At 34.5% G+C, this 22,722-nt stretch carries 14 protein-coding genes; 11 read left to right on the plus strand and 3 right to left on the minus strand.

The window, feature by feature from the left end:
- Nucleotides 1–115: 115 nt before the first annotated feature.
- Together dnaA and AACL20_RS03950 are read right to left on the minus strand one after the other, a co-directional pair.
- Entirely contained in the window at nucleotides 116–1,546 is a 1,431-nt protein-coding gene (dnaA, locus tag AACL20_RS03945) for a chromosomal replication initiator protein DnaA (protein WP_339051742.1), read from the minus strand.
- A 262-nt stretch (nucleotides 1,547–1,808) separates the two neighbouring features.
- Nucleotides 1,809–2,288 carry a rhodanese-like domain-containing protein gene (locus tag AACL20_RS03950; protein WP_339042146.1) on the minus strand — a complete coding sequence of 160 codons (480 nt, stop codon included), beginning with the start codon at nucleotides 2,286–2,288 and terminating at the stop codon, nucleotides 1,809–1,811.
- 874 nt (nucleotides 2,289–3,162) lie between these two features.
- On the opposite strand from AACL20_RS03950, the gene AACL20_RS03955 reads away from it, so the two are divergent.
- The 4 genes from AACL20_RS03955 (at nucleotide 3,163) to ligA (ending at nucleotide 9,138) form a co-directional block, all read left to right on the plus strand.
- Nucleotides 3,163–3,983 (plus strand): IS5 family transposase gene (locus AACL20_RS03955; RefSeq protein ID WP_339051669.1). Its coding sequence is split into 2 segments (ribosomal slippage): nucleotides 3,163–3,550 and nucleotides 3,550–3,983, totalling 822 coding nucleotides; the frame shifts between segments, so codons are not numbered across the junction.
- Nucleotides 3,984–4,324: 341 nt separating this feature from the next.
- Nucleotides 4,325–4,573: a hypothetical protein gene (locus AACL20_RS03960; protein WP_339051743.1), complete on the plus strand. Its 249-nt coding sequence runs from the start codon at nucleotides 4,325–4,327 to the stop codon at nucleotides 4,571–4,573.
- Nucleotides 4,574–4,587: 14 nt separating this feature from the next.
- Nucleotides 4,588–6,789 (plus strand): bifunctional (p)ppGpp synthetase/guanosine-3',5'-bis(diphosphate) 3'-pyrophosphohydrolase, encoded by a 2,202-nt coding sequence (locus tag AACL20_RS03965; protein ID WP_339051744.1) that lies wholly within the window; start codon nucleotides 4,588–4,590, stop codon nucleotides 6,787–6,789.
- Between the two features lie 279 nt (nucleotides 6,790–7,068).
- Nucleotides 7,069–9,138, plus strand: a complete 2,070-nt coding sequence (ligA, locus tag AACL20_RS03970) for an NAD-dependent DNA ligase LigA (protein ID WP_339051745.1) — start codon at nucleotides 7,069–7,071, stop codon at nucleotides 9,136–9,138.
- A 257-nt stretch (nucleotides 9,139–9,395) separates the two neighbouring features.
- Here ligA and AACL20_RS03975 read toward each other — a convergent pair whose 3' ends face one another.
- Nucleotides 9,396–11,201 carry a hypothetical protein gene (locus AACL20_RS03975; RefSeq protein ID WP_339051746.1) on the minus strand — a complete coding sequence of 602 codons (1,806 nt, stop codon included), beginning with the start codon at nucleotides 11,199–11,201 and terminating at the stop codon, nucleotides 9,396–9,398.
- A gap of 1,186 nt (nucleotides 11,202–12,387) precedes the next feature.
- Here AACL20_RS03975 and AACL20_RS03980 point away from each other — a divergent pair.
- The 7 genes from AACL20_RS03980 (at nucleotide 12,388) to AACL20_RS04010 (ending at nucleotide 22,338) form a co-directional block, all read left to right on the plus strand.
- On the plus strand, nucleotides 12,388–12,990 hold the full coding sequence (locus AACL20_RS03980; RefSeq protein ID WP_410519937.1) for a superoxide dismutase: 603 nt from the start codon (nucleotides 12,388–12,390) through the stop codon (nucleotides 12,988–12,990).
- A 9-nt stretch (nucleotides 12,991–12,999) separates the two neighbouring features.
- Nucleotides 13,000–13,716 (plus strand): type IV secretion system protein, encoded by a 717-nt coding sequence (locus AACL20_RS03985; protein WP_339051748.1) that lies wholly within the window; start codon nucleotides 13,000–13,002, stop codon nucleotides 13,714–13,716.
- Nucleotides 13,717–13,759: 43 nt separating this feature from the next.
- Complete coding sequence (locus AACL20_RS03990; RefSeq protein ID WP_339051749.1) at nucleotides 13,760–14,443, plus strand: TrbG/VirB9 family P-type conjugative transfer protein; 684 nt, start codon at nucleotides 13,760–13,762, stop codon at nucleotides 14,441–14,443.
- A gap of 5 nt (nucleotides 14,444–14,448) precedes the next feature.
- The gene (locus AACL20_RS03995; protein WP_339051750.1) at nucleotides 14,449–15,906 is read left to right on the plus strand and encodes a TrbI/VirB10 family protein; all 1,458 of its coding nucleotides are present in this window, start codon (nucleotides 14,449–14,451) and stop codon (nucleotides 15,904–15,906) included.
- Nucleotides 15,903–16,898 carry a P-type DNA transfer ATPase VirB11 gene (virB11, locus tag AACL20_RS04000; RefSeq protein ID WP_339042117.1) on the plus strand — a complete coding sequence of 332 codons (996 nt, stop codon included), beginning with the start codon at nucleotides 15,903–15,905 and terminating at the stop codon, nucleotides 16,896–16,898. Before AACL20_RS03995 ends, virB11 begins: the two co-directional genes overlap by 4 nt.
- A 7-nt stretch (nucleotides 16,899–16,905) precedes the next feature.
- Nucleotides 16,906–18,696, plus strand: coding sequence for a type IV secretory system conjugative DNA transfer family protein (locus AACL20_RS04005; protein WP_339051751.1), 1,791 nt, complete (start codon nucleotides 16,906–16,908; stop codon nucleotides 18,694–18,696).
- A 681-nt stretch (nucleotides 18,697–19,377) separates the two neighbouring features.
- Nucleotides 19,378–22,338, plus strand: a complete 2,961-nt coding sequence (locus AACL20_RS04010) for an ankyrin repeat domain-containing protein (protein ID WP_339051752.1) — start codon at nucleotides 19,378–19,380, stop codon at nucleotides 22,336–22,338.
- The last annotated feature ends 384 nt before the right edge of the window (nucleotides 22,339–22,722 follow it).

Here is a 22,722-nt window from a genome sequence, read left to right on the forward strand (position 1 = left end):
ACCATTTTACAGTCGCAAAACAGCTCATATAAAGGGTGCCATCAAGTGCATTATACACCTATCGCAAATGATTTGCAATTGCAATTGCTATACAATATATAAGTCTGAAGCCAGATTAAATGCCATATGCTACAGAATCATTAACACTATTACCTCTTAAAGTCTCTTTAATTTTCAATATATCTTGAGCAACACTAGAATTATCGCTAATTTTACGTTCAATCTGCTTTATTGAATATATTACAGTTGCATGATCTCTTCCGCCTAATTTTTTTCCTATTTCCTGAAGAGAACAACTCGTCATATCTTTAGCCAAATAAGCAACAACTTGCCTGGCAAGCACAGACTTTCCAAAACGATGCTTTGTTAATATATCTGACTTATTCATATTATAAAAATCTGCCACTGCGTCCAGTAGTGCAGTAATAGAAGGTTGCGATACAGAAAATGCAACAATAGCATCTCTAAGCAATGACTTAACATTTTCAAGCGTGATAGCAATACCTGCGAAACTACAATGCGAAAGAACTCTATATAAAGCTCCTTCCAATTCTCTTATACTGGTAGAGATTTTGTCTGCTATGAAATTCATTATTTTCGGATCTATCTCTGTATTCAATAACTTGGCTTTACTCTGCAGTATCTTTAATCTCAAATCAAAATCAGGATTTTGTATCTCAACAGATATAGAACTCACCAATCTAGATTTGATCCTAGCTTCCAGAGGCAATTGATAAGGCGGTCTATCAGATGCAATCACAATCATTTTATTAGCTTCAACTATTGCATCAAATGTCTGCGTAAATTCTTTCTGAGTACTATTTTTATCACATATGAATTGCAAGTCATCTAAGAGTAGTATATCTGAAGATCTTAGGTGTTCTCGAAACGCAAGCAGCTGATTTGCTCTAACAGCGTTTATATAGTTATTCATAAAACGCTCGACTCCAAGATATGATACTTTCTTCTCGGGATGATGAGAAACCATGTAGTTTGCTATAGCTTGCAACATATGTGTTTTTCCCATGCCAACATTGCCATGTATGTATAAGCAACGAGGCATATGTTTAGCCTGCAAAATTTCACTACATTGTATCAAGTTATATGCTGCATTGTACGCGATTTGATTACTACTTCCGCATACAAAATTCTCAAACGTAAAATGTGAATTTAGCTTAGAAGTTTGGGTAAAATTACATATTACTTTTGCAGAATCACTACCTGTGAAATAAGGATTAGACTCAACAATGTCACGCTTCACAACATCACTACATACTTGAATATCGAGACGCTCTATGCTCTTGTCTAGAGTTGTGATAAATTTTCGAATCTTCGCTAAATAATTAGTAACAACCCACTCGCGAACAAATTTAGTCTTAACCGTAACTATCAATATACCATCTTTCAGCTCTTTAAAGGCCATATCTTTGAACCAATGCTCAAAGATTGACTCTCCATATTCAGGCAAAAGCTGCTCAAGCACCTGATTCCAAATCTCTTGTCCATGAGACTCAACATCAACTATTTGCACTGCGTTACGGTTCATACGACCTTCCCTTTTTGATGCTTAAGAAATTTAAGAATACTCTCAATCAAGCTGCTTTACCTTCGCAAAGCAGAATTACACTTTCTGTGTGAAATACTAACCGCAAATTTAATACGGTCAGGACTCAGTACACATACCAATCTTGATTAAAGATAAAACTTGATGTAGCTATTTACAAAGCCTCTACATATAAAACTAACTAAGTCATACTCAACTATTTCAATGAACAAATAACTTAAGTTAGTACTGTATTATTAGAACGCTAAGTCTGTCTCCATGGAAGAGCAGAAGCTTTCCAACCATTTATAAAACCTCTTTGATAATTCATATCCAACTCTCCTTCAAAACCATATTCAATATTATAACATCTGGTATAACCATTTCTCATCAAATAGACACCAGCTTCCATAGACCTAGCACCAGATCTGCACATCAGAATAATAGGTACGTTTAAATCAGTAATTCGACTCCTCACATCTTGCAGAAAATTCTCATTTTGCTGCATATCAGGCAAAGTCCTCCAGGATACGAAGTGAACTCTATTTTCACCAAATTGTACCAATGGAATACCTACAAATTTCCACTCCTCTTTTGTGCGTACATCCAACAAAACAACGTCGCTGTTTAACATCAACATATCCCAGGCTTCACTAGCAGAGACAGACTCAACTGAACCATCAGGTCTTGAAGATACAAACTTCGACAATCCATCTAAAATTCCCATAAACAAAGTATCTATCAAAAAATTATCGCACCTCAACACCGAGACACGAAACCCCTCTGGGCGACGGAGGGTAACATGCTTCAGTAATTATATCAAGAATTCATACGCTAAAATATATAACTTTAACATACCATTTCCAACCACAAACTAATGTTACAAATTTGGCAAGATTGCTTCTTATTTAATGAATCACCGATACACAGATCTATAGCTATGAAATAGTATGACAAACAGCTACTAATAGTTTAGCATCAAATAGCAATCGTTCATTTTTGTCGCACAATTAGATTTGGCTATTGCATCACAAGCTACATGTTAGATGCCACTAGATATCATAAAACCTACAAACCTTTCAACAGATAACAGGACACAGTCTGCGGAATTGATACTATTTCAGCTGCAGTAAATTCAATCAAAAACAAACAAATTTATAATGACATATTTGCCTAACATATCATCAATCGTAAAGCCATTTTATATATCTTTTTCAAAATAAATGTATTGACTTGAGTCTCTACCAGGATGCTACTTGGTTCTAAACGAATTATGAATTTTCACATATATAAATGCAGCATTTTTCCATCTTGCCATGTAATTTAAAGGCATAACACTACATAAATAAACTTAGATGCGAAGAGAGACCTCTAGAATTTTTAAAAAATCATATGCAAAGTTGCATCCTAAAAATCAAACATAATATAAGAAGTACTAAAGCATCAATTCCATCTAATATCTCTTCATAAACACCTTGTATCCATTCAAAAATCCAAAGCGCACAGGCATATTAGAAACCTTCCTTTTCTAGGCTTTTGCCTACTTAATGAAGCCATACATTAGACCTCTTGCATAACCATATAAATTGATTAAAATCCTTGATTTTATCAAGGATAACATGAAGTTTGAAAACATCAAAGATGAATACGCAGAAGAGTTTCGCAGGCTTACTGGCATTAAACGAGGAACGTTTGAAGTTATACTAAGTATATTAAAAGAAGCTGAAGCTATTTTAAAGTCTCAAGGTGGAAAACCCAATAAATTGGCTTTAGAAGATCGATTACTCATGACGCTTGAGTACTTGCGTGAATACAGGACATATTTTCATATTTCCCGCAGTTATGGAATAAGTGAAAGTGCCTGTTATCGTAATATACGTTGGATTGAAGATACTCTAATTAAAGATAAACGATTTTCACTACCTGGACGTAAAGCATTACTAAAAAGCGATTCTGAATACGAACTTGTGTTAATTGATGCTACTGAAACACCGATAGAACGACCTAAAAAAAACAGAAGCACTTTTATTCGGGAAAAAAGAGGCGACATACTCTAAAAACTCAGCTTATTGTGGATAAAAGGAAAAAAGAAATCATTTGCACTAATTTTTCTAATGGCAAGCGTCATGATTTCAGGTTATTTAAAGAATCCGGAGTTCACATCCACCCTGAGATTAAAGTTCTTACAGATACTGGTTATCAAGGCATTGATAAGTTGCATTATAATTCAGAGTTACCAAAGAAAAAGACAAAAAAGCGACCACTAAGCAGGAAAGATAAAAAGAAAAATCGTCAATTGTCTAGTGAACGTGTTTTAAATGAAAACGTCATAGGCATGATCAAACGATTTAAAATTATCGCTGATCGTTATAGGAACAGAAGAAAACGATTCGGTTTAAGGTTTAATTTACTTGCTGGTATCTATAACTTTGAGCTTTAAATAGGTTATGCAAGAGGTCTATTGTAAGGCTTCACATATGGCAAAACAGGTACCTAAAAAGTATAAAGAATGATCATATGACTTACTATTAATACAACGAAATTTACTCTTCTATTCTATTGAAGTAATATTAACAGAACAGATATGAATTCACGCAAGAGTTGTATTCATTTGTAAAATAAGCAAATATTTCATTTGTCATGCTAAAACCAGTTACAGACTTGCAATTAGTAATGAATACACGTTATACTGTCTGTACGTAGAAGCTTATACAGTGAGACGGCACAAAAAGATCTGCAATAACAATTAATATATATATAAAGATGATCTTGAGATTTATAATGCTGCTTTGCAGCTCATTCGGCTTAATCTTCATAGCAACTGTTTTAATTGCAGCAGTTCTTATATCTGGCTACGACCAGAATTTTACAGGTATAATCGCCAAAGCATTTGGTAGTATAAGAGGTTTTTTCTCAGATGTCGGGATCAATATCCCAAATCTTGGCACCATTGATTTAGGCAAATCGGATCTCTTACAAAAGATAAAAGATGGTGCGTCTCAGGTTGATTTTAAAGGCAATGGCTCTTAGATTATTTTCTCATCATGAATGGAAACGGATTAACTGCTGCACAATCACAAGCGCATTTTGAAGGAGTAAAATCCGATTTTCTTTCTGCTATCTCTGCACAACCCACACTTGATTTCAAGATAATAAACAGAGCGTTGGAGTTTGCTACCGGCGCACACTCCGGGCAAATTAGAAATTCTGGAGAATTATATATCACCCACCCAATAGCAGTTGCGCAGATCTTAATAGATCTAAAGCTAGATACTAACTCTATAGTTGCAGCGCTATTACATGATGTAGTCGAAGATACTGACATTCTGATCGATGAAATAGAAAAAAACTTTGGAAATGACGTAGGAAAATTAGTATTTGGTCTTACCAAACTAGCAAAAATAGCATATCAACCAACACATATACGACAAGCTGAAGATTTTGGAAAGCTCTTAGTAGCGATGTCTGAAGACATAAGAGTATTGCTGATAAAGCTCGCAGACAGACTGCATAATATGAGAACACTATCTGCTGTCAAGAATATTGATAAACAAAAACGTACAGCATATGAAACAATTGAAATATATGCACCACTAGCAGAAAAGATCGGCCTGCATAACATGCAAAATGAAATGCAAGACCTCGCATTTGCAGCGCTTTATCCTGACATTAGAAATTCAATACTAGGTCGCCTCAGCTTTCTAAAAACAAAAGGTGCTGCGCTTGTAGAGGATATCAAAAAAGAAATCAAGGAATTGCTACAAAATTATAATATAAATGCTGAAGTAAGCGGTCGAGAAAAAACTTGCTACTCCATATGGCGAAAAATGGAGAATAAGAAAATTTCCTTTGAACAGCTAGCAGATATTATGGCATTTCGCATAATAGTCTCAGATGAAATTGAATGCTACAGAGTGCTCGGAATAATACATACATCCTATAAATGCATCCCTTATGGATTTAAAGATTATATAAGCAACAAAAAACAGAATGGTTATCAGTCGCTACATACTACGGTGATAGGGCCAAAAAATAATTGTATAGAGATCCAAATACGTACAGCAGAAATGCATAATATAGCAGAATATGGAGTTGCTGCACACTGGTCATACAAACACAACTCAGGTGTTATTACTGAAAAATTACATTTTCAGTGGATACACGAGTTGCTTGAAATTCTAAGACACACATCAAATCTTGGTGAATTTCTAGAAAACACCAAGTTAAACATGTATAAAGATCAAGTTTTTTGCTTCTCTCCGCAAGGTACTTTAGTGGCATTGCCTAAGAATGCAACACCTGTAGATTTTGCATTTGCTATTCACTCAGATATTGGACTCAGTTGCATAGGTGCAAAAGTGAACAATAAAGCTGTACCTTTAAATTCATTTTTAGAAAATGGAGATCAAGTTGAAATCATAAGAGGAGAGAAATTAGCCCCTTCTCAATCTTGGGTGAACTTCGTTGCAACTGGTCGCGCAAGATCTGCAATTCGTAAATTCATTAAGCAAAATCAAATTGCAGAATTTATTAACCTCGGAAGAGTAATTCTATTTAATACACTAAAAAGTGTTGATATACCATATAATGAGCATGAATTCTCAAAAATCCTGCCGATACTAAAGAAAAATTCTATAGATGACCTGTTATTTGCAGTTGGCAACGGAATGTTAAATGCACAGGACATTATTATGGCCATGGATGCCTATAAAAACGGTTTTAAGGAACAATCAAACCCTCTGACATTTTTTGCAAAGTTAGGTATTAGAAAACTTGGTATTACAAAAAAGATACAGCAATCTCTACCAATAGAAGGCTTAATAGCAGGTATGACAGCTAGATTTGCAAATTGCTGTAATCCTCTACATGGCGATAGAATTGTTGGAATTATCACAGAGGGCTCTGGTTTAATGGTACACATTGTAGATTGCAAGGTGTTAGATCATTATATTCAAATGCCTGAAAAATGGGTTGGACTCTCTTGGAGTGATGCTGGCAACCTTGAATTTATCAGTAGATTAAATGTTGCTGTTACAAATAAACAAGGAAGCCTCGCAGAAGTTACAAAAGTAATCGCTCAAATGAGTAGTAATATCACAAATATAAAAGTAAAATCTAGATCACAAAACTTCTTTGAATTTTTAATAGATCTAGAAATAGAAAATCTTGAACAATTACAACATATAATTAGCTCACTTAGAAGTCTTGAGTGTGTATATTCAGTATCAAGAGTCATGGGTTATTAGGCACTGCCTTCATAAGTGTACACGGCGCGGATTTTGAGAGCACGATTTTCTAGATCCCTGTCTCAAATACTTTTATATGTTTGCGAAGAAATTAACGAAGCAATATAGAAAATTAGGATAAAATGGTCTGCGCAAGTGGCTTTGTGAGCAGTACTTAGATTATAGGTTAATGCGAATGCTAATTATTTTATAATTGGCAACTCACATTATAATATGATATCCAAGAAATCTACAGTAAACTAACTACAAACTTTATCTTCAAGTTTTGAATAAAAATCGATGACCGATAAGCTAAGGAACACTAAACATATACGTAGTAAAATAGAACAATTGCGCAAAGATATAGAACGACATAATTTCTTATATTTTAATCAGGATAATCCTGAGATTTCTGATATGGAATACGATATTCTCGTTGAGAAATTAAAAAATCTTGAACTGCAGTATCCTAAATTAGCTAAGGCACACAATGTTGGAGCACCTCCTAGCAATAAGTTTATTAAAAGAGCACATACATATCAAATGTTATCGCTTGGCAATGCATTTTCACTTGAAGACGTAAGAGATTTTATAACACGTATAAAAAAATCAACCAGCTCAGAAGGTTTTATCCCACTAAGATGCGAACTTAAAATAGATGGACTTTCCTTTGCAGCAATTTATAAAAATGGAAATTTATCATATGCTTTAACCAGAGGAGATGGAACATTCGGCGAGGATGTGACTGCCAATGTCAAAATGTTAAGTAGACTACCGCATTCTGTGGATGAAAAATGTGATTTCGAAGTTCGTGGCGAGATATACATTAAAAAGCCAGATTTTCTAATTCTCAATCAAGAACGAGAACTCGCTGGCGAGTCTTTATTCGCTAACCCAAGAAATGCAGCATCAGGTTCTATGAGACAGCTTGACGCAAGTATAGTGAAAACAAGACGATTACATTATTTTATTTGGGGTGGTATTTTTGATACCGTCAAAACTCAATCAGAAATGTTAGAAAAATTTGCTAGCCTAGGATTTTGTATTGAGCAAAATTGGAAAATAGCAAATAGTCAGGAGGAAATAGAAGAATATTATGAAAGAATAGAGTCAATTAGGCATTCTCTTGAATATGATATAGACGGGTTAGTTTACAAGGTTAATCATATAGATCTGCAAAACTACCTCGGCACAACTGCTAAAGCTCCAAGGTGGGCGATAGCACATAAATTTTCTGCAAAGAGTGCAAAAACAAAAATTGAAGAAATAGTTACACAAGTTGGACGCACTGGAGCAATAACACCAGTTGCATTGCTTTCCCCGGTAAATATAGGTGGCGTTCTAGTCAGCAGAGCAAGTCTACACAATGAAGATGAAATAATAAGAAAAGATATAAGAGTAGGAGATATTGCAATTGTAGAACGCGCCGGAGACGTCATTCCATATGTGAAGGAAGTCATGACTGAATCAAGAAATGTCGAATTACCTAAATATTTTTTACCAAGCAAATGTCCATCTTGTGGAGCAAATATAGCATCAGATAATGATAGCGCGGCTATACGAAGGTGCACAAATCAAAGAAGCAAGTGCCGCGGGCAAATCATTGAATATTTAAAATATTTCGTCTCAAAAGCAGCTTTTAATATAGAGGGAATTGGAGCAAAACAAATAGAAGAATTATATGAGAATGGGAAAGTAAAAATAGCAGCAGATATATTTAGACTAGAGGAAAATGAAAGGCTACTTGAAAACAGCTTAAGTAGAGATTCACTACTAAATTTCCAAGGTTGGGGTAGAAAATCATTAGAAGCTTTATTCAGCGCTATTCAAAAATCAAGAAATATTTCGCTAGAGAAGTTTATATACTCACTTGGCATTAGAAGCGTTGGAAAATCAGCAGCGAAGTTACTCTCAGCTCGCTACTGCAACTTTGACAACTTCTTTTCTGCTGCAAAAAATTTAGATGAAGAAGATTCGATAGACATTAACGGACTTGGACCAATAACCACTGCAGAAATTAGAAAATTCTTTCAAGATCAATCAAATATAGCAGAGATAGTTGATCTTGTTAAATATGTAGCAATTGAAGAATACGCATCTTTGAACAACACTAATACATTGCCACTTTTTGGAAAGAAGATTTTGTTTACTGGCACACTCAAATTAAAAACCAGGGATGAAGCAGAAAAATTAGCGGTAAAAAATGGAGCCACAATAACAAGTAGTGTCACAAAAAATTTAGACTACCTAGTTGTAGGCGAAAACCCTGGTTCAAAGCTTCAAAAAGCTGAAAATATAGGCGTAAAAGTTATAGATGAAAGCTCATTTTATGAGATCGCCGGTTCACTTAGTCTATCCGTCAAAAATTGATTTGCGCAAGCAAATAAATTTTTGTGGAGAAGTGGAGTGTGCAAAAATTAGCCCAGTACTTAGCTCTGCGCTAATTTTTGTATATATTAATTCTACTTTCACAAAATCCGCAAGGTTTTTGCGTTTATTATAACATTTTCTTACGGATTTAAAGCGCTATTTTCGCGCTCCAAGCACCATTTCATACTTGTTCCGAGAACTTTTGGCGCGCGTACCTATATAACATTAAAGTCAAAGTTCTTTTGCATACTATAATCTTATAGCACTTGACAATACTCAATAGAGCTTATGTCAATCGCAACATCTTGCATATATTTAGCAGCAGCTTCTTTGATTAAACCGGCATCGTAATCAAATTGTTGACTTTGATGTAACTCACCATCTTCACTATACCTTTCAAAGACCATAGCTTTTACTTGCTCAACAGTATAGAAAAATTCCTGATTTCCATATTGATCTAAAGCAATATCAAAGATATGAGGCTGAACCAAATCATTATGAGACGATTTTACAAACACCCCCGTATTCCACTGTTTTGCATCATTATTCAATGTTTCACTTTCTTTACTGTAATCATTCTTTTCTATCGAACTCTCTTTGCTTTCTCTTACTTCATCACTGCTGATATCTTCATCATATAAAACAAGATTCAACAAACCGGCTAGTTTATTATATATTGATTTCACAGTCAGCATATATTTTTTCGATAGCAAAATATGTTGATACGCCATATTTTTTAATTGGGTTACAACTTCTTCTTTACTCTGAATAATATCACTAAAAGTTTTATTATCTATATTTTCAACGCTCAATAACAAATTTGCTGCTAAATTAGCTCTAAGCTCTTTGCAATATGATTGTAATTGCATACTATTTTGTGCAGTCGCAACAGCATGACCTATTTCTATATTCAGTAGATTTAAATGATCAAAAAGAACAAAAAGCTCAACAATGACATTTGGTTCCTCACAACCCAATGCTTGATTCGCGACTAAGCTTAGTAAATCTCCTAATCTTTCATATGGTAAAACATTGTATTTTTCTAAGTAATTTTTTAAAAACTGCACACAAACTTGATAATCCCTCACCTGTATTCTAATATTATCTAGAAGCTGGTCCAATAAATATATAACATAACTCTGTGCAACATTATTTTGCACTGGAATAGATTCATCACTAGCATCCTCTTCTTTAATTCCATGATCATTTACTTTCATAGCATAATAGCCTTGAAAATTAACAGGAACACTATTTTGATTCTCAATATAATATTTTGCAAAGTTATTGATAGGAATACCTCTTTCCATCTCTGAATTTTTAATATCATGAGATTGACAAAAGAAATTATTATAATATCTATATTGGTCTAGCCATGTATGAGTTTGCATTGGCAATGATATATTACCAACTCTCTTATCAGATACTTGTTCCTTATCTTCAACAGACTCTTCTTTCAAGTCATTTTCAATATTCTCAGCAAAGCTACTATAGCCTGAATTTCTTGGATTAGTGTCACAATCTTCATCTAACGCAAGCATATTAATGCCCAAAAGATCTTTAATCATCTTTTTTACTTCATGCTTTTTATGCAATTTAGCCGATATATATGCTGCTTTTGCATTAAAAAAATCATTCCACTCTTCGCTTCCATCAAGCGTTCTATTGTCATTCATTTGAATGTCATCATGTTCATGTAACACTTGCATATTAAAATCTAAAATATCTTCATTTGAATCTTGAACTCTATTGCGCTTTTCTATAAAAGAACTTGAATTATCCTTTATTGTTACATCAAAATATTGAGCTTCTATCAAATGCTGCTGTACACCTTCTAAATCTCCTTCATTTCTCTCAAGCCTAGTTATAGGTGTTTCATTATCTAAAATAATACGCCAGTCCTCATTTCTAATATCGGATAAATCGTTATTTTGCAGTCCATGCTCTTCAATAATATCCTCTTCTTTCTTTACACTCGTGTCTGCCACAACTTCTTCTACTCTCTGAATATCGACTTTATCTTCTGTAAAGTTAATATCTTTATTATATATAACCTCTTTTTTCATATAATTATTCCTTTTTACTGCATTTAGAAATTTTATAGCCAGAATCTATATCAAAAAAAAATAGAACAATACAATACTACAACATTATAATATATTAATTTATTATTATATTAATCTTTTATTACAAATCCAGATATATCTACGATATAGAATAACATCTAACACTCTATTTACAGGATTTTCTATATATTTAATAATCGCTTAGAATTAAACTTGATGGTTTTTAATGAATTATTCTCATATAACAGGATTATCCCTTTAAGATCATAATTCAAGCAATTTTAAATAGTTAGCTTATTTAATGACCATTAAATGTCATTGACTAGTAAACACAACAACTTATTTTGCATATCTATTATTATGCGATAGAACGTTTGTATTGTATGCTCTATCAGCCCATAAAATAAACCTTGCAAAATTCCTACAAAAAACTTGTCAACATATTAGTACAAACTACGTTTTTTCACTTGTTCCTTTGCAAAACAGTAGTGATAACTCTACATTTAATATAAGTAAGAATGCCATAAGTTGATAAACTATATGAAACATGCTAAAAATCTCGCTTGAGAATTAGCAACATATATTACAGAATCTAATATTAAGATTATATTAAAGTATTTTTGTAGATATTTATAAAAAGCTCTTTTATATTGTGAACATAGCCTCGTGAACTAATGCAAATAGATGATTTTAAATTCACTGCATAATAAGTTACAATATTAGAATTAACGCAAGTTATGTTACGTTTTTACAATGTATAATTACAAAATCAGCAGAATCTCTTTTACTTTATCTTATGCGTCTATAATCAATCTTTGATGACCAGCACAACTGATATATTTTATATATTCATCTATAACATATATTAAGAGTTAGTGATTCTTTCGTTCAAATAGATTAAGCTGATCACAGAGTGGTAATAATGAAATTAAAATTCTTGAGATATGATGAGATGTTGTTGGTATAAAAGTAAGGTTTGTGATTTGAATGACATCAAATTTATAAAGAAAAACTATAGCATCTATATGAAATAATGCAGGCTATCTAGTAGATGTTTGATTCATTCCTGAAACTTAGTTATTATACTTCTTTAGCATAGACTAAAAAGCAGTAATTGAAGCATTTCAAGTTGTTATGCAATAATAGAAAAATACCAAATAAAGTATGGATGAAATTTATGCAAAATATTAAGTTAACATTACCAGAATTACCTTACTCACTTGATGCGCTAGCTCCATATATTTCAGCACAAACTGTAGATATACACTACAATAAACATCATCAAACTTACCTTAATAACCTTAATAATTTGCTACAAAACCACACGTTGAGTGGCAAGAAGCTAGATGATATAATTATGTTGAGCTACGATAATTCAAATGATGTTGCAATATTTAATAATGCAGCGCAGGTGTGGAATCATACATTTTATTGGAATTCCATGAAAAAAGGTAGCGGAACTCCAGTTGGAAAATTGCAAGATAAGATCAAAAGTGATTTTGGAAACTATGAGGCTTTCAAAGAAGAATTTACAAAAGTTGCTTTATCACAATTTGGTAGCGGGTGGGCATGGCTTGTTTTCGATCCATCAACAGAAAAGTTAAAGATCACAAAAACAGGAAATGCAAACCTTCCAATGATAAGCGGGCAACAAGCATTAATTACAATTGATGTATGGGAACATGCATATTACATTGATTATCAGAATAGGAGAATAGAATATCTGAAAAACCTTCTTGATAACCTAATCAACTGGGAATTTGCAAATCAAAACTTCTTGGCAATATAGTTAACATATGTGAATAATATAAGCATGTTAAATCCTTTTAAAAGCGCTGGAGTAGTAAATAATAAAACTAATAAAGAGGATGCTAAAATCCTAAAGAGTTGGTATCAAGAACGTTATGAATCCACCTTGATCCAACGCAATATTCTTTTTCTATTGCTTACAGTTGCAATTGGAGTGCTGGCAGCTTCTGTTTTTATAATAGGCTATATAAGAAGCACAAGATCTATAGAACCATTTGTTATTGAAATAGAAAAAAAGACTGGCGTTGCAACGGTTGTTGATCCAGTGACTGTAGCTGCTTACTCTGCAAATGAAGCAGTAAAAAGATATTTTGTAATGAAATATATATCTTCAAGAGAAGAATATTTCCAGTCTACGTTTTCTCAAAATTATTACACCGTTGTCAGGGTACTATCGACACCCAATGTATATTTTTCAGATTATAAACCAAAGTTCAGTTTGGCAAATCCAAATAGCCCATACAATATGTATGGACAAGCAAGCACTAGAAAAATATCACTGAAATCTATAATATTTCCAACTGAAAAATCCGCACAAGTTAGAATAATGATGGAGGTTTCTGGCGCTGTTACATCAAGATCTGACAAAATTGTCTTTTTAGAATTTGATTTTCAAAACGTTGAGATGAATGAACAAGAACGTTTGATAAACCCTCTTGGCTTTAGAGTTACACTTTATAGGATTGAAGATGAGAGAATACAGTAAAATATTTTTTGTAATATGTTTTTTGTCCATGCAATTTCCTGCTATGGATTTTGCACATGCAAACAAACCTATCACTACAGATAGTAGAATCAAAACATTTGTCTATAGTGAAAATGAAGTATTTCGAATAGTTCTCAATTATGGCTATCAAACTAGTTTAGAGTTCGCAGACGGAGAAGAAATTAACACCATTTCTGTAGGGAACAATTATGCATGGCAACTTTCTCCAGTAGGGCGCAGACTTTTTATAAAGCCACTCGAAGATGATATATTAACAAATATGACGATCATCACAAATAAACGCACATACCAGTTTGAATTGCAATCTAAGCTGCCGTATGGTGCTATAGATGACGAGCTTGTTTATGTCGTACGGTTCTTCTATCCAGATGAATATCAAGACACTATAAAACCTCAGCTAAGTAAAGTGAGGGAAACAGATACCGTTCCTGCTATCAGACCTTACAATTTCAATTATAGTGTTAACGGCTCTAACAATGCTTCCCCAACAAAGGTTTTTGATGACGGAATAAAAACATTCTTCTATTTTGGTAAGTATAGCTCTGCTAGAGCGCCAGTAATATCCTCTAAAAAAGATGGGAGGTTTTTAGAGTCATCTTTGAAAAAAGTGGGTAAATATTTTGTTGTAAACACAACTGCTGCTCAGTTTAGAATTTCATTAGATGGGGAAGTTGCTGAAGTTACTAATAACGAATTTACCAAGTAATGCAGATGGATAAAGATAAAAACGACGTAAATGAGGAAGTGCAAAACACTCAAGAAGGTGAACAGAGTGCTCAAGAACCCACTCTTGGTAATTATAGCAAGAAGGAGCCTGAATACCTACAGAATGAGGAATTTGACTCTCAAGACACAAAACACTCACCAAGTGAGCGCATAAAACCCTCAAAAACTGTTAATGAACAATTTTCTGCAGTGGCTGCAGCTCCTGCGCAGCGTAAGCTCATCTTAGTGTTTTGTGTAATAGCACTTATAGTCACAATATATTTTCTCTTCTTTAAAAATGATGCAAGTAATAAATTATCAGATCAAGATGGAAAAACTTACTCAAACAAAAACGAAATAATGAAGGAAGCTGTACCCGTTCCTCGTGCACCTGAAGTACAAGCTTCCACTCCACAACCTGCGCCAAAATTACCTGATATACCAACTCTCAAAGAGCCGTCACCACCAACTCCTCCCCCTGCTCCACCACCTCTACCTGCAGCCCCACCTGTTCAAAGTATACCGCTTCCAACAGCAAGTGGGCCTGACATCACAAAACCTTTTAACATCGATGACTTAGATAGCGATAAACAAAAAAAGTTGGAAGCAAGACGCAAATCTGGAATCATGGTAGTTGGCAGTGGTTCTGTTAAGTCGTTTATGGATACAAAAGACGATAAATCAAGCAAAAGTAGTGATTCATCTGCTGATGGCGATTCTAAAGAAAAAACTGATTTTTCTGGATTTTTAGGTTTTGGCAACGGATCTTTTGATGGTGGAACTATACAAAGTAGTCCTAGCGTCAAAGTAAATGCTACAAAAACTGAAGCATTAGATAGAACTCTATTGCAAGGCAAAATAGTGCATGCTGTACTAGAAACAGCTATAAACACTGATATTCCTGGAACATTAAGAGCACTAGTAACACGAGACACTTATGCTGAAAGTGGTAAAAGTGTGTTGATACCTAAAGGTTCAAGATTAATAGGTAGCTATCAATCAAGTATTGCAAATGGGCAGACTAGAGTAAATGTGGTGTGGGACCGTCTAATCAGGCCAGATGGAATTGATATAGCAATTGGGTCAGCTGCCACAGACCAATTGGGTAGAGTCGGTGTACCTGGCGATGTCGATACTAAGCTTTTTGAAAAACTCGCAAGCGCTTTTCTGGTATCTTATGTTATTCCTATAGCAGCAAGCAAATTGGATGATTCTACAACAACCAGCACAACATCAACCACAGGCGGTATACCAAGCGTTACTGTAACAGGTAGTACTACTGCAAATGCTATTAACCAAGGTACACAGCAATTTACACAAGTTGCAAAAGAGGCATTAGCTGCAAATTTCCCAACTCAACCTACAATTATTATAGACCAAGGAGTAAGAATCAATATACTAGTTCAGAAGGACCTAGTATTTCCTCCTTCTACCATTCTTAACAACACTGTGATAGGAAGATGAAGTTTACAGCGCTTGAGACATACCTTGAACCATTTAAATATATCTTTGCAGAGGATGGAGTAAGTGAAGTATCTATAAATAATCCATTTGAGTGCTGGATTGAGAACCGTGGCAACATGAGAATGGAAAAAATGCCAGAACTAGATTTTGACCATTTACGAGGCCTTGCACAGCTTGTTGCACAATCCACAAGCCAGACAATATCTGAAGAAACTCCACTGCTATCTGCTACACTTCCTACTGGCTTTAGGATACAGATAGTTATCCCGCCAGCTTGCGAAGCTGGAAGTATAGGGATTTCCATAAGAAAACCATCTGCGATGAATCTAGATTTAGATGGTTATGAAAAATTAGGTGCATTTGAACGCACTGTAATATCTGAATCCTCAGATCCGAATAATGACATTTTGCTCAAATTTCTAAAAGAGAATTCTATAAAAGAGTTTTTGTATCAATCAATATTATTTAAGAAAAATATAATAGTTAGCGGCGGAACTTCTACAGGGAAAACAACTTTTACGAATGCTATGCTAAAAGCAATACCACAAGAAGAACGCTTAATTACATGCGAAGATGCAAGAGAAATAGACTTAAAAGACCACCCAAATACTCTGCATTTGTTGGCTTCAAAAGGTAGTCAAGGTAGAGCGAAAGTCTCAACTCAAGACTTAATAGAAGCATGTCTAAGGCTTAGACCAGATAGAATAATAGTTGGAGAATTAAGAGGTGTTGAAGCTTTTAGCTTCTTGCGCGCCATTAATACTGGACATCCAGGATCAATCTCAACACTTCATGCAGATACTCCTAAAATGGCTATTGAACAGCTAAAACTTATGGTAATGCAAGCAGGGCTTGGGATGCCTCCTGAACAAATTAAAGAATATATAATGAATGTAGTGAATATCATAGTGCAGCTAAAGAGAGGTGAGCACGGAAAAAGATACGTCTCTGAGATATATTTTGATGCACTACATAAGGATGACTTAAGGTGACATAAATATGTGGAATGAAATTAAAAATTTTATAGCTGCTCTCTCATGCGGATTACTTTGTATAGTATTGTCTATATATTTGTCTGGTCTCATCTTCGCATGTACAGAATATGGAACTGCTAAAGCACTCTCACCGGAGTTTGTAAAGTCACTTGCACCATTTGATATCTTAATTAGATACTACATGTGGTGGTTTAAGTACTTAAGTAGCATCAACATATCATATAACAATTACTTTATCCCTCGGATAATCATCTCTTCTATAGTACCACTTGGAACATTCATTACGCTTATAATAGCATTTAAAGAAAAGATATATGCGCTTAGACCTTTTAAAGCAGAAGAATCTATTCATGGTGACGCCAAATGGGCATCTGAATCTGATATAAAGAGACTTGGCTTGCGCTCAAAGCAAGGTATGCTCCTTGGAAAAGATAAAAATGGCTTTTTAGTGGCAACAGGTTATCAACATGCGCTGTTGTTTGCACCTACAGGTTCTGGTAAAGGTGTTGGGTTCGTAATTCCTAATCTTTTATACTGGGAAGATTCTGTAATTGTACATGACATTAAGTTAGAAAACTTTGATCTTACTAGTGGATGGCGTTCTAAAATTGGCCAAAAAGTATACTGCTGGAATCCAGCAAACCCTGATGGAATCACGCACTGTTATAATCCAATAGATTGGGTCAGTCCTAAGTCTGGCCAGATGGTAGATGATGTGCAAAAGATAGCTAACTTGATAATGCCAGAAAAGGAATTTTGGAACAACGAAGCTAGGTCACTTTTTGTAGGGGTTGTGCTATATCTAATAGCAGACCCTAATAAAGTTCCATCATTCGGTGAAGTAGTGCGGACAATGCGTAGCGATGACGTCGTCTATAATTTAGCTGTAGTGCTTGATACAATGGGAAATGATATACACCCAGTTGCATATATGAACTTAGCTGCCTTTCTTCAAAAAGCTGATAAAGAACGCTCTGGTGTAATATCTACAATGAACTCTAGCTTAGAACTTTGGGCGAACCCTCTTATAGATACAGCTACAGCCTCTAGTGACTTTAATATTCAGGATTTCAAACGCATACCAACAACAGTATATGTTGGTTTAACACCAGATAACCTAAAAAGATTACAGCCTTTGATGCAGGTTTTCTATCAACAAGCAACCGAATTCTTGTCAAGAAGATTGCCAAGTAAAGAGGATCCATATGGTGTTATGTTTATGATGGATGAATTTCCAACACTTGGTAAAATGGAACAGTTTATGACTGGAATAGCGTACTTTAGGGGATACCATGTACGTCTCTTTCTGATTATTCAAGATACAGAGCAGCTAAAAGGAATATATGAAGAATCTGGAATGAATTCATTTTTATCAAACTCTACATACCGCGTTACTTTCGCAGCGAATAATATGGAAACTGCAAATTTAATATCTCAGCTCTGTGGAAATAAGACTGTTGACCAAGTATCTGCTAGCAAGCCTAAGTTTCTTGATTTCAATCCAGCTTCTCGCTCTTTAAACGTTTCTAAAACACAACGTGCTTTATTGCTACCACAAGAAGTGATAGCACTGCCAAGAGATGAACAAATTCTATTAATAGAGTCAAGTGGTCCGATAAAATCTAAGAAGATAAAATATTATGAGGAATCAATTTTCAAAAAACGGCTTTTGAAACCTATTGAGATTCCACAACAAGAACCATATGATCCAAGAACTAGCAAACGAAAAAAACAAGATGAAAGTGAAGGTAGTACTACAGCAATAATAGAAGCAGAAAATACCGCACAATCTTAAATTTGTCTAATGCGCACCTTGCATTCTAAAACGAAGTGCAACAATCCAAAAAATGATATAATAATCAGTTAAAACCATAAGCTGAGTATTCTCTTGGCTTATGTATTATTTTCTACGCTATATAGCTAAAGTACTATAAAGTAAGTATGGCAAGCGAGTATTTAGAATAAATTTTTATTCGTTTGTAATCTGTAATATAACCGCTATTTCAGGCGAAAAGCTAACTTAAAATTTATCAAAAAGATAAAGTTTAGCATGATTTTTTTATGCTGCTTTAGCTATATATTCGCCTGCAAGTCTTAAAAGCCAGGAGTTTTAAGGACTTTTAGGCGAATATTTCCCAAGCGGCAGCACTAGCACTACATCAAAAATCTTCTATTTGATCACTCAAGATCAGTTTTCTTAGCAACTCTCGCATTTTTGAAGAAAGAATAATTGCAATTTAGCCGCATAATTAACAAATTCTCCATAAAAATCTTTAAATATTTAATTGACATGGCAAGATCGGCGCGTTTATAATACGCATCCCATATAAAATGCTAATCACTTCAATAAAGCAGCAAAAATACATAGCTTTCTTTTTATTATCAAGAGTTGCCGGCTAAAATAGAGATATTTAAACTAATACGTGCAGCGACCTCTACATGCATCGCATATTAATATATTTTCAGGAATTTACTTATGAAACACACAGAAGAGACCATAGATTTGAGAGAGAATTATGATGAAATCATTTCTCAGATGCAAAATGATAATTACCTTCTGCCTCCAGAGTTATTAAATGATGAGCAATTTTTCTTCCATATTTTAAAGCAAGAAAATTCTTCAATTCTAATCACTTTCTTTGCGGCCGCTCAAAATAATGGAGTAAGGATGGAACAAATTATAGAAGGACAAAAATATGAAGTATTGAAGCTTGCAGCAGAAAATCAAGATAATACTGTAATTGGGATATTACTAGATTTTGCTAATATAAAAGAAGCGCTGAAAGGCAATGGCGATTACTTGGCTTTCAGCGAAGCAGCAAAAAATCAAGATCATAAGGTAATGGAGCTGCTACTGTCTCATGCTGATAAACACAACATTAATATAAAAGAAGCACTGAAAGGCAGTGGTGATTACCGGGCTTTCAGCAAAGCAGCAGAAAATCAAAATCATCAGGTAATGGAGCTGCTACTGTCTCATGCTGATAAAAACAGCATTGATATAAAAGAAGCACTGAAAGGCAGTGGTGATTACTACGCTTTCGAGTATGCAGCAAGAAATCAAAATCATAAGGTAATGGAGCTGCTACTGTCTCATGCTGATAAAAACAGCATTGATATAAAAGAAGCGCTGAAAGGCAATTATGATAGTTACCTGGCTTTCAACTATGCAGCAAAAAATCAAAATCATAAGGTAATGGAGCTGCTACTGTCTCATGCTGATAAAAATAACATTGATATAAAAGAAGCGCTGAAATACTGGGATTACTTCACATTTCGCCATGCCGCACAAAATGTAAATCACGAAGTAATGAGGCTGTTATTTGAACGTGCTCAGACTCTAGGAATGAATATAAAAACAATACTAGCAAACAAAGATTATGAGCTTTTCCACTATGCAGCACAAAATACAAACCCTAATGTGATAAAATTATTATTCGAGCATGCTAAAACGCTAGAAATAGATGTAAGAAAAACAGTATTGAAGAACCCATCTTTTCAAGCATTAGAGAACATAAAGAGTGCAGCATTGGACGCATTGTTACAAGTATTGGTAACAACAAAAGATGCAGAAATTGAAAATGTAATTAGCCAAAATCCAGCCATTTTCACAGCGCCGAGAGATGCAGAGTATCAAAAAATCAAAGCTCTGATGAATGATACGCCATTTCTTTTTAAAGAGCCGGAAAAGTTGATATTAGCATTACAACATATAGAATGGAAAGATGAGGAATTAGAAGATAAGGAATTATTTGCAAAACGTTATAAAGAAATATTAAAAAGAGATGTAGGATATCAAGAAATCAAAGCTCTGATGTATACTATACCATCTTTTTTCTACGATAAGGAAAGGCTGATACTAGCGTTATCACATATAAACCCAAAAGATAAGAAATTATTCGCAGCACGCTGTGAAGAGATACTTGCACATTATAGCTTCAGAAATAAACTCGAAGAAATTGTTGCATATAAATCAAAAAATACCACTGCAAAAAATTTAATCACAGATTCAGCATATAAAATTTCTGTTCTGAGACAGGAGGTTGGTGATTCTCTGTTCTCCAACAAAGGGAATGTTGATAATAAATGGTTAAAAAGTGGCGAATTGACAAAGCTTAGCTTAGTCAAAAAAGATCTTATGGAATACGTACAACCCAAAGAAAACAACAGTAATTCCCTGAATGGCGAAACAAAAAAAACCGATTGGAATAATCTGAAAACAAACCTCAAAACAACAGTATTATCATTCTTAATTGCTCCAAAAGAAGCAAAGCCAGAATCCATATCCATAAGTGCGATACTTGAAGCGCTGAGACAGCCGCTGCATAATGCGCTTGAAACACAGGAAATAAAGGCTGGAACATATAACAAACTACTAGCATTGCTACGTAAAGAAGTTACTCAGAAAGGCATGCTAACAAATACTTCAAACAACCTCTCCTCTAAAGAAGTTGCGATGCCAAAAGTATATGAAGAGCAAAGTGAGATATATAACGAGCCACTAGCATCACTTCGTAAAGCATTGTACGCAAAAGATGATACCGATACAAACAATCTTATCTCTCTAAACGTTCCTGCACTAGAGGTGCCTTATGAACAAAGCGAACAACTTAAAGAACTTATCTCACTTCGTAAAGCAAAGTATGAGAAAGCTGGCGCTACACCAGACAAAGAGCCACCACCTCCAGCTCCAGAACTTAATAAATATCTTATTAATAAAGAACTCGGCGTAATGGAAGTAAGCGGCCTCAAGCCAAAAATAGTTGCTTTATCTGATGCGTCCCAAGAGCAAAACGTTTACGCTATAAATTCTAAAGCAGAATTTGCAAAGCAAAATACTGCTTATGTTCCAAGTTCACTGCCGAAAACGCTTTATAACGTGGCTGTCGGCTTTAAAGTGCTAGATACCGCTATAGATACTACAAGACTTCTATATGAACCAACAGCAAATAATGCTACAAAAGTTATAGTTGATTCAGCTCACATTTATAGCATGCTTGCTGGCTTTAATTTATATTCTGCTGTCATCAACGCAGCTGAAATTATATATTTGGGCAGCATCGGCGAATATGGCAAAGTGCTTCAGAATGCCGTTATAACAACAGCATATATGGGTCTTTCTTATGTTGCAAATAAGAGTTTTCTTTATGCTGCAGCATCTGTTGGCGTGCCGCAACTAGCTCTTGCGTATAGCGCAGTGACTGCAGGCTGCAGCGCATACAATGCACTTTCTAACTTGTATTCATTTCATGAAGAGTACTCAAGCGGCGATTTGGCTTTAAAATCAGACGCTGCATACGCAGACCTTAACTGGTTTTTGCACAATGCTTTAGATTGGTCTGGCAATGATCTGGATGTTGAACTTGCTGCATATGCAGAGAATGATTGGCAAAATGATTTGTATCAATCTGACAATGATCTGCATGTTGAACTTTAATCAGTTAAAAACATAGGCTGAGTATTCTCTTGGCTTATGTATTATTTTCTACACTATATATTCGCCTGCAAGTCCTAAAAAGCCACGAGTTTTAAAGACTTTTAGGCGAATTATTTTCAAAACAGCTGTATACGTTGCCAACCTCAAAAATCTTCTATTTGATCACTCAAGGTCAGTTTTCTTAACAACTCTCACATTTTTGAAGAAAGAATAATTGCAATTTAGCCGCATAATTAATAAATTCTCCATAAAAATCTTTAAATATTTAATTGACATGGCAAGATCGATTCGTTTATAATATGCATCCCATGCAAAATGCCAACTACTTCAATAAAGCGGCAAAAATATGTAGTTTTCTTTTTATTATCAAGAGTTGCCAGCTAA

It is taken from the genome of Candidatus Lariskella endosymbiont of Epinotia ramella (assembly GCF_964019805.1).
GTDB lineage: Bacteria > Pseudomonadota > Alphaproteobacteria > Rickettsiales > Midichloriaceae > Lariskella.

Bases quoted from the DNA above. Each gene is read 5' to 3' on its own strand.
- dnaA (WP_339051742.1), bottom strand. From the start codon at position 1,546: ATGAACCGTAACGCAGTGCAAATAGTTGATGTTGAGTCTCATGGACAA.
- AACL20_RS03960 (WP_339051743.1), top strand. From the start codon at position 4,325: ATGCTGCTTTGCAGCTCATTCGGCTTAATCTTCATAGCAACTGTTTTA.
- AACL20_RS03965 (WP_339051744.1), top strand. From the start codon at position 4,588: ATGAATGGAAACGGATTAACTGCTGCACAATCACAAGCGCATTTTGAA.
- ligA (WP_339051745.1), top strand. From the start codon at position 7,069: ATGACCGATAAGCTAAGGAACACTAAACATATACGTAGTAAAATAGAA.
- AACL20_RS03975 (WP_339051746.1), bottom strand. From the start codon at position 11,201: ATGAAAAAAGAGGTTATATATAATAAAGATATTAACTTTACAGAAGAT.
- AACL20_RS03990 (WP_339051749.1), top strand. From the start codon at position 13,760: ATGGATTTTGCACATGCAAACAAACCTATCACTACAGATAGTAGAATC.
- AACL20_RS03995 (WP_339051750.1), top strand. From the start codon at position 14,449: ATGGATAAAGATAAAAACGACGTAAATGAGGAAGTGCAAAACACTCAA.
- virB11 (WP_339042117.1), top strand. From the start codon at position 15,903: ATGAAGTTTACAGCGCTTGAGACATACCTTGAACCATTTAAATATATC.
- AACL20_RS04005 (WP_339051751.1), top strand. From the start codon at position 16,906: ATGTGGAATGAAATTAAAAATTTTATAGCTGCTCTCTCATGCGGATTA.
- AACL20_RS04010 (WP_339051752.1), top strand. From the start codon at position 19,378: ATGAAACACACAGAAGAGACCATAGATTTGAGAGAGAATTATGATGAA.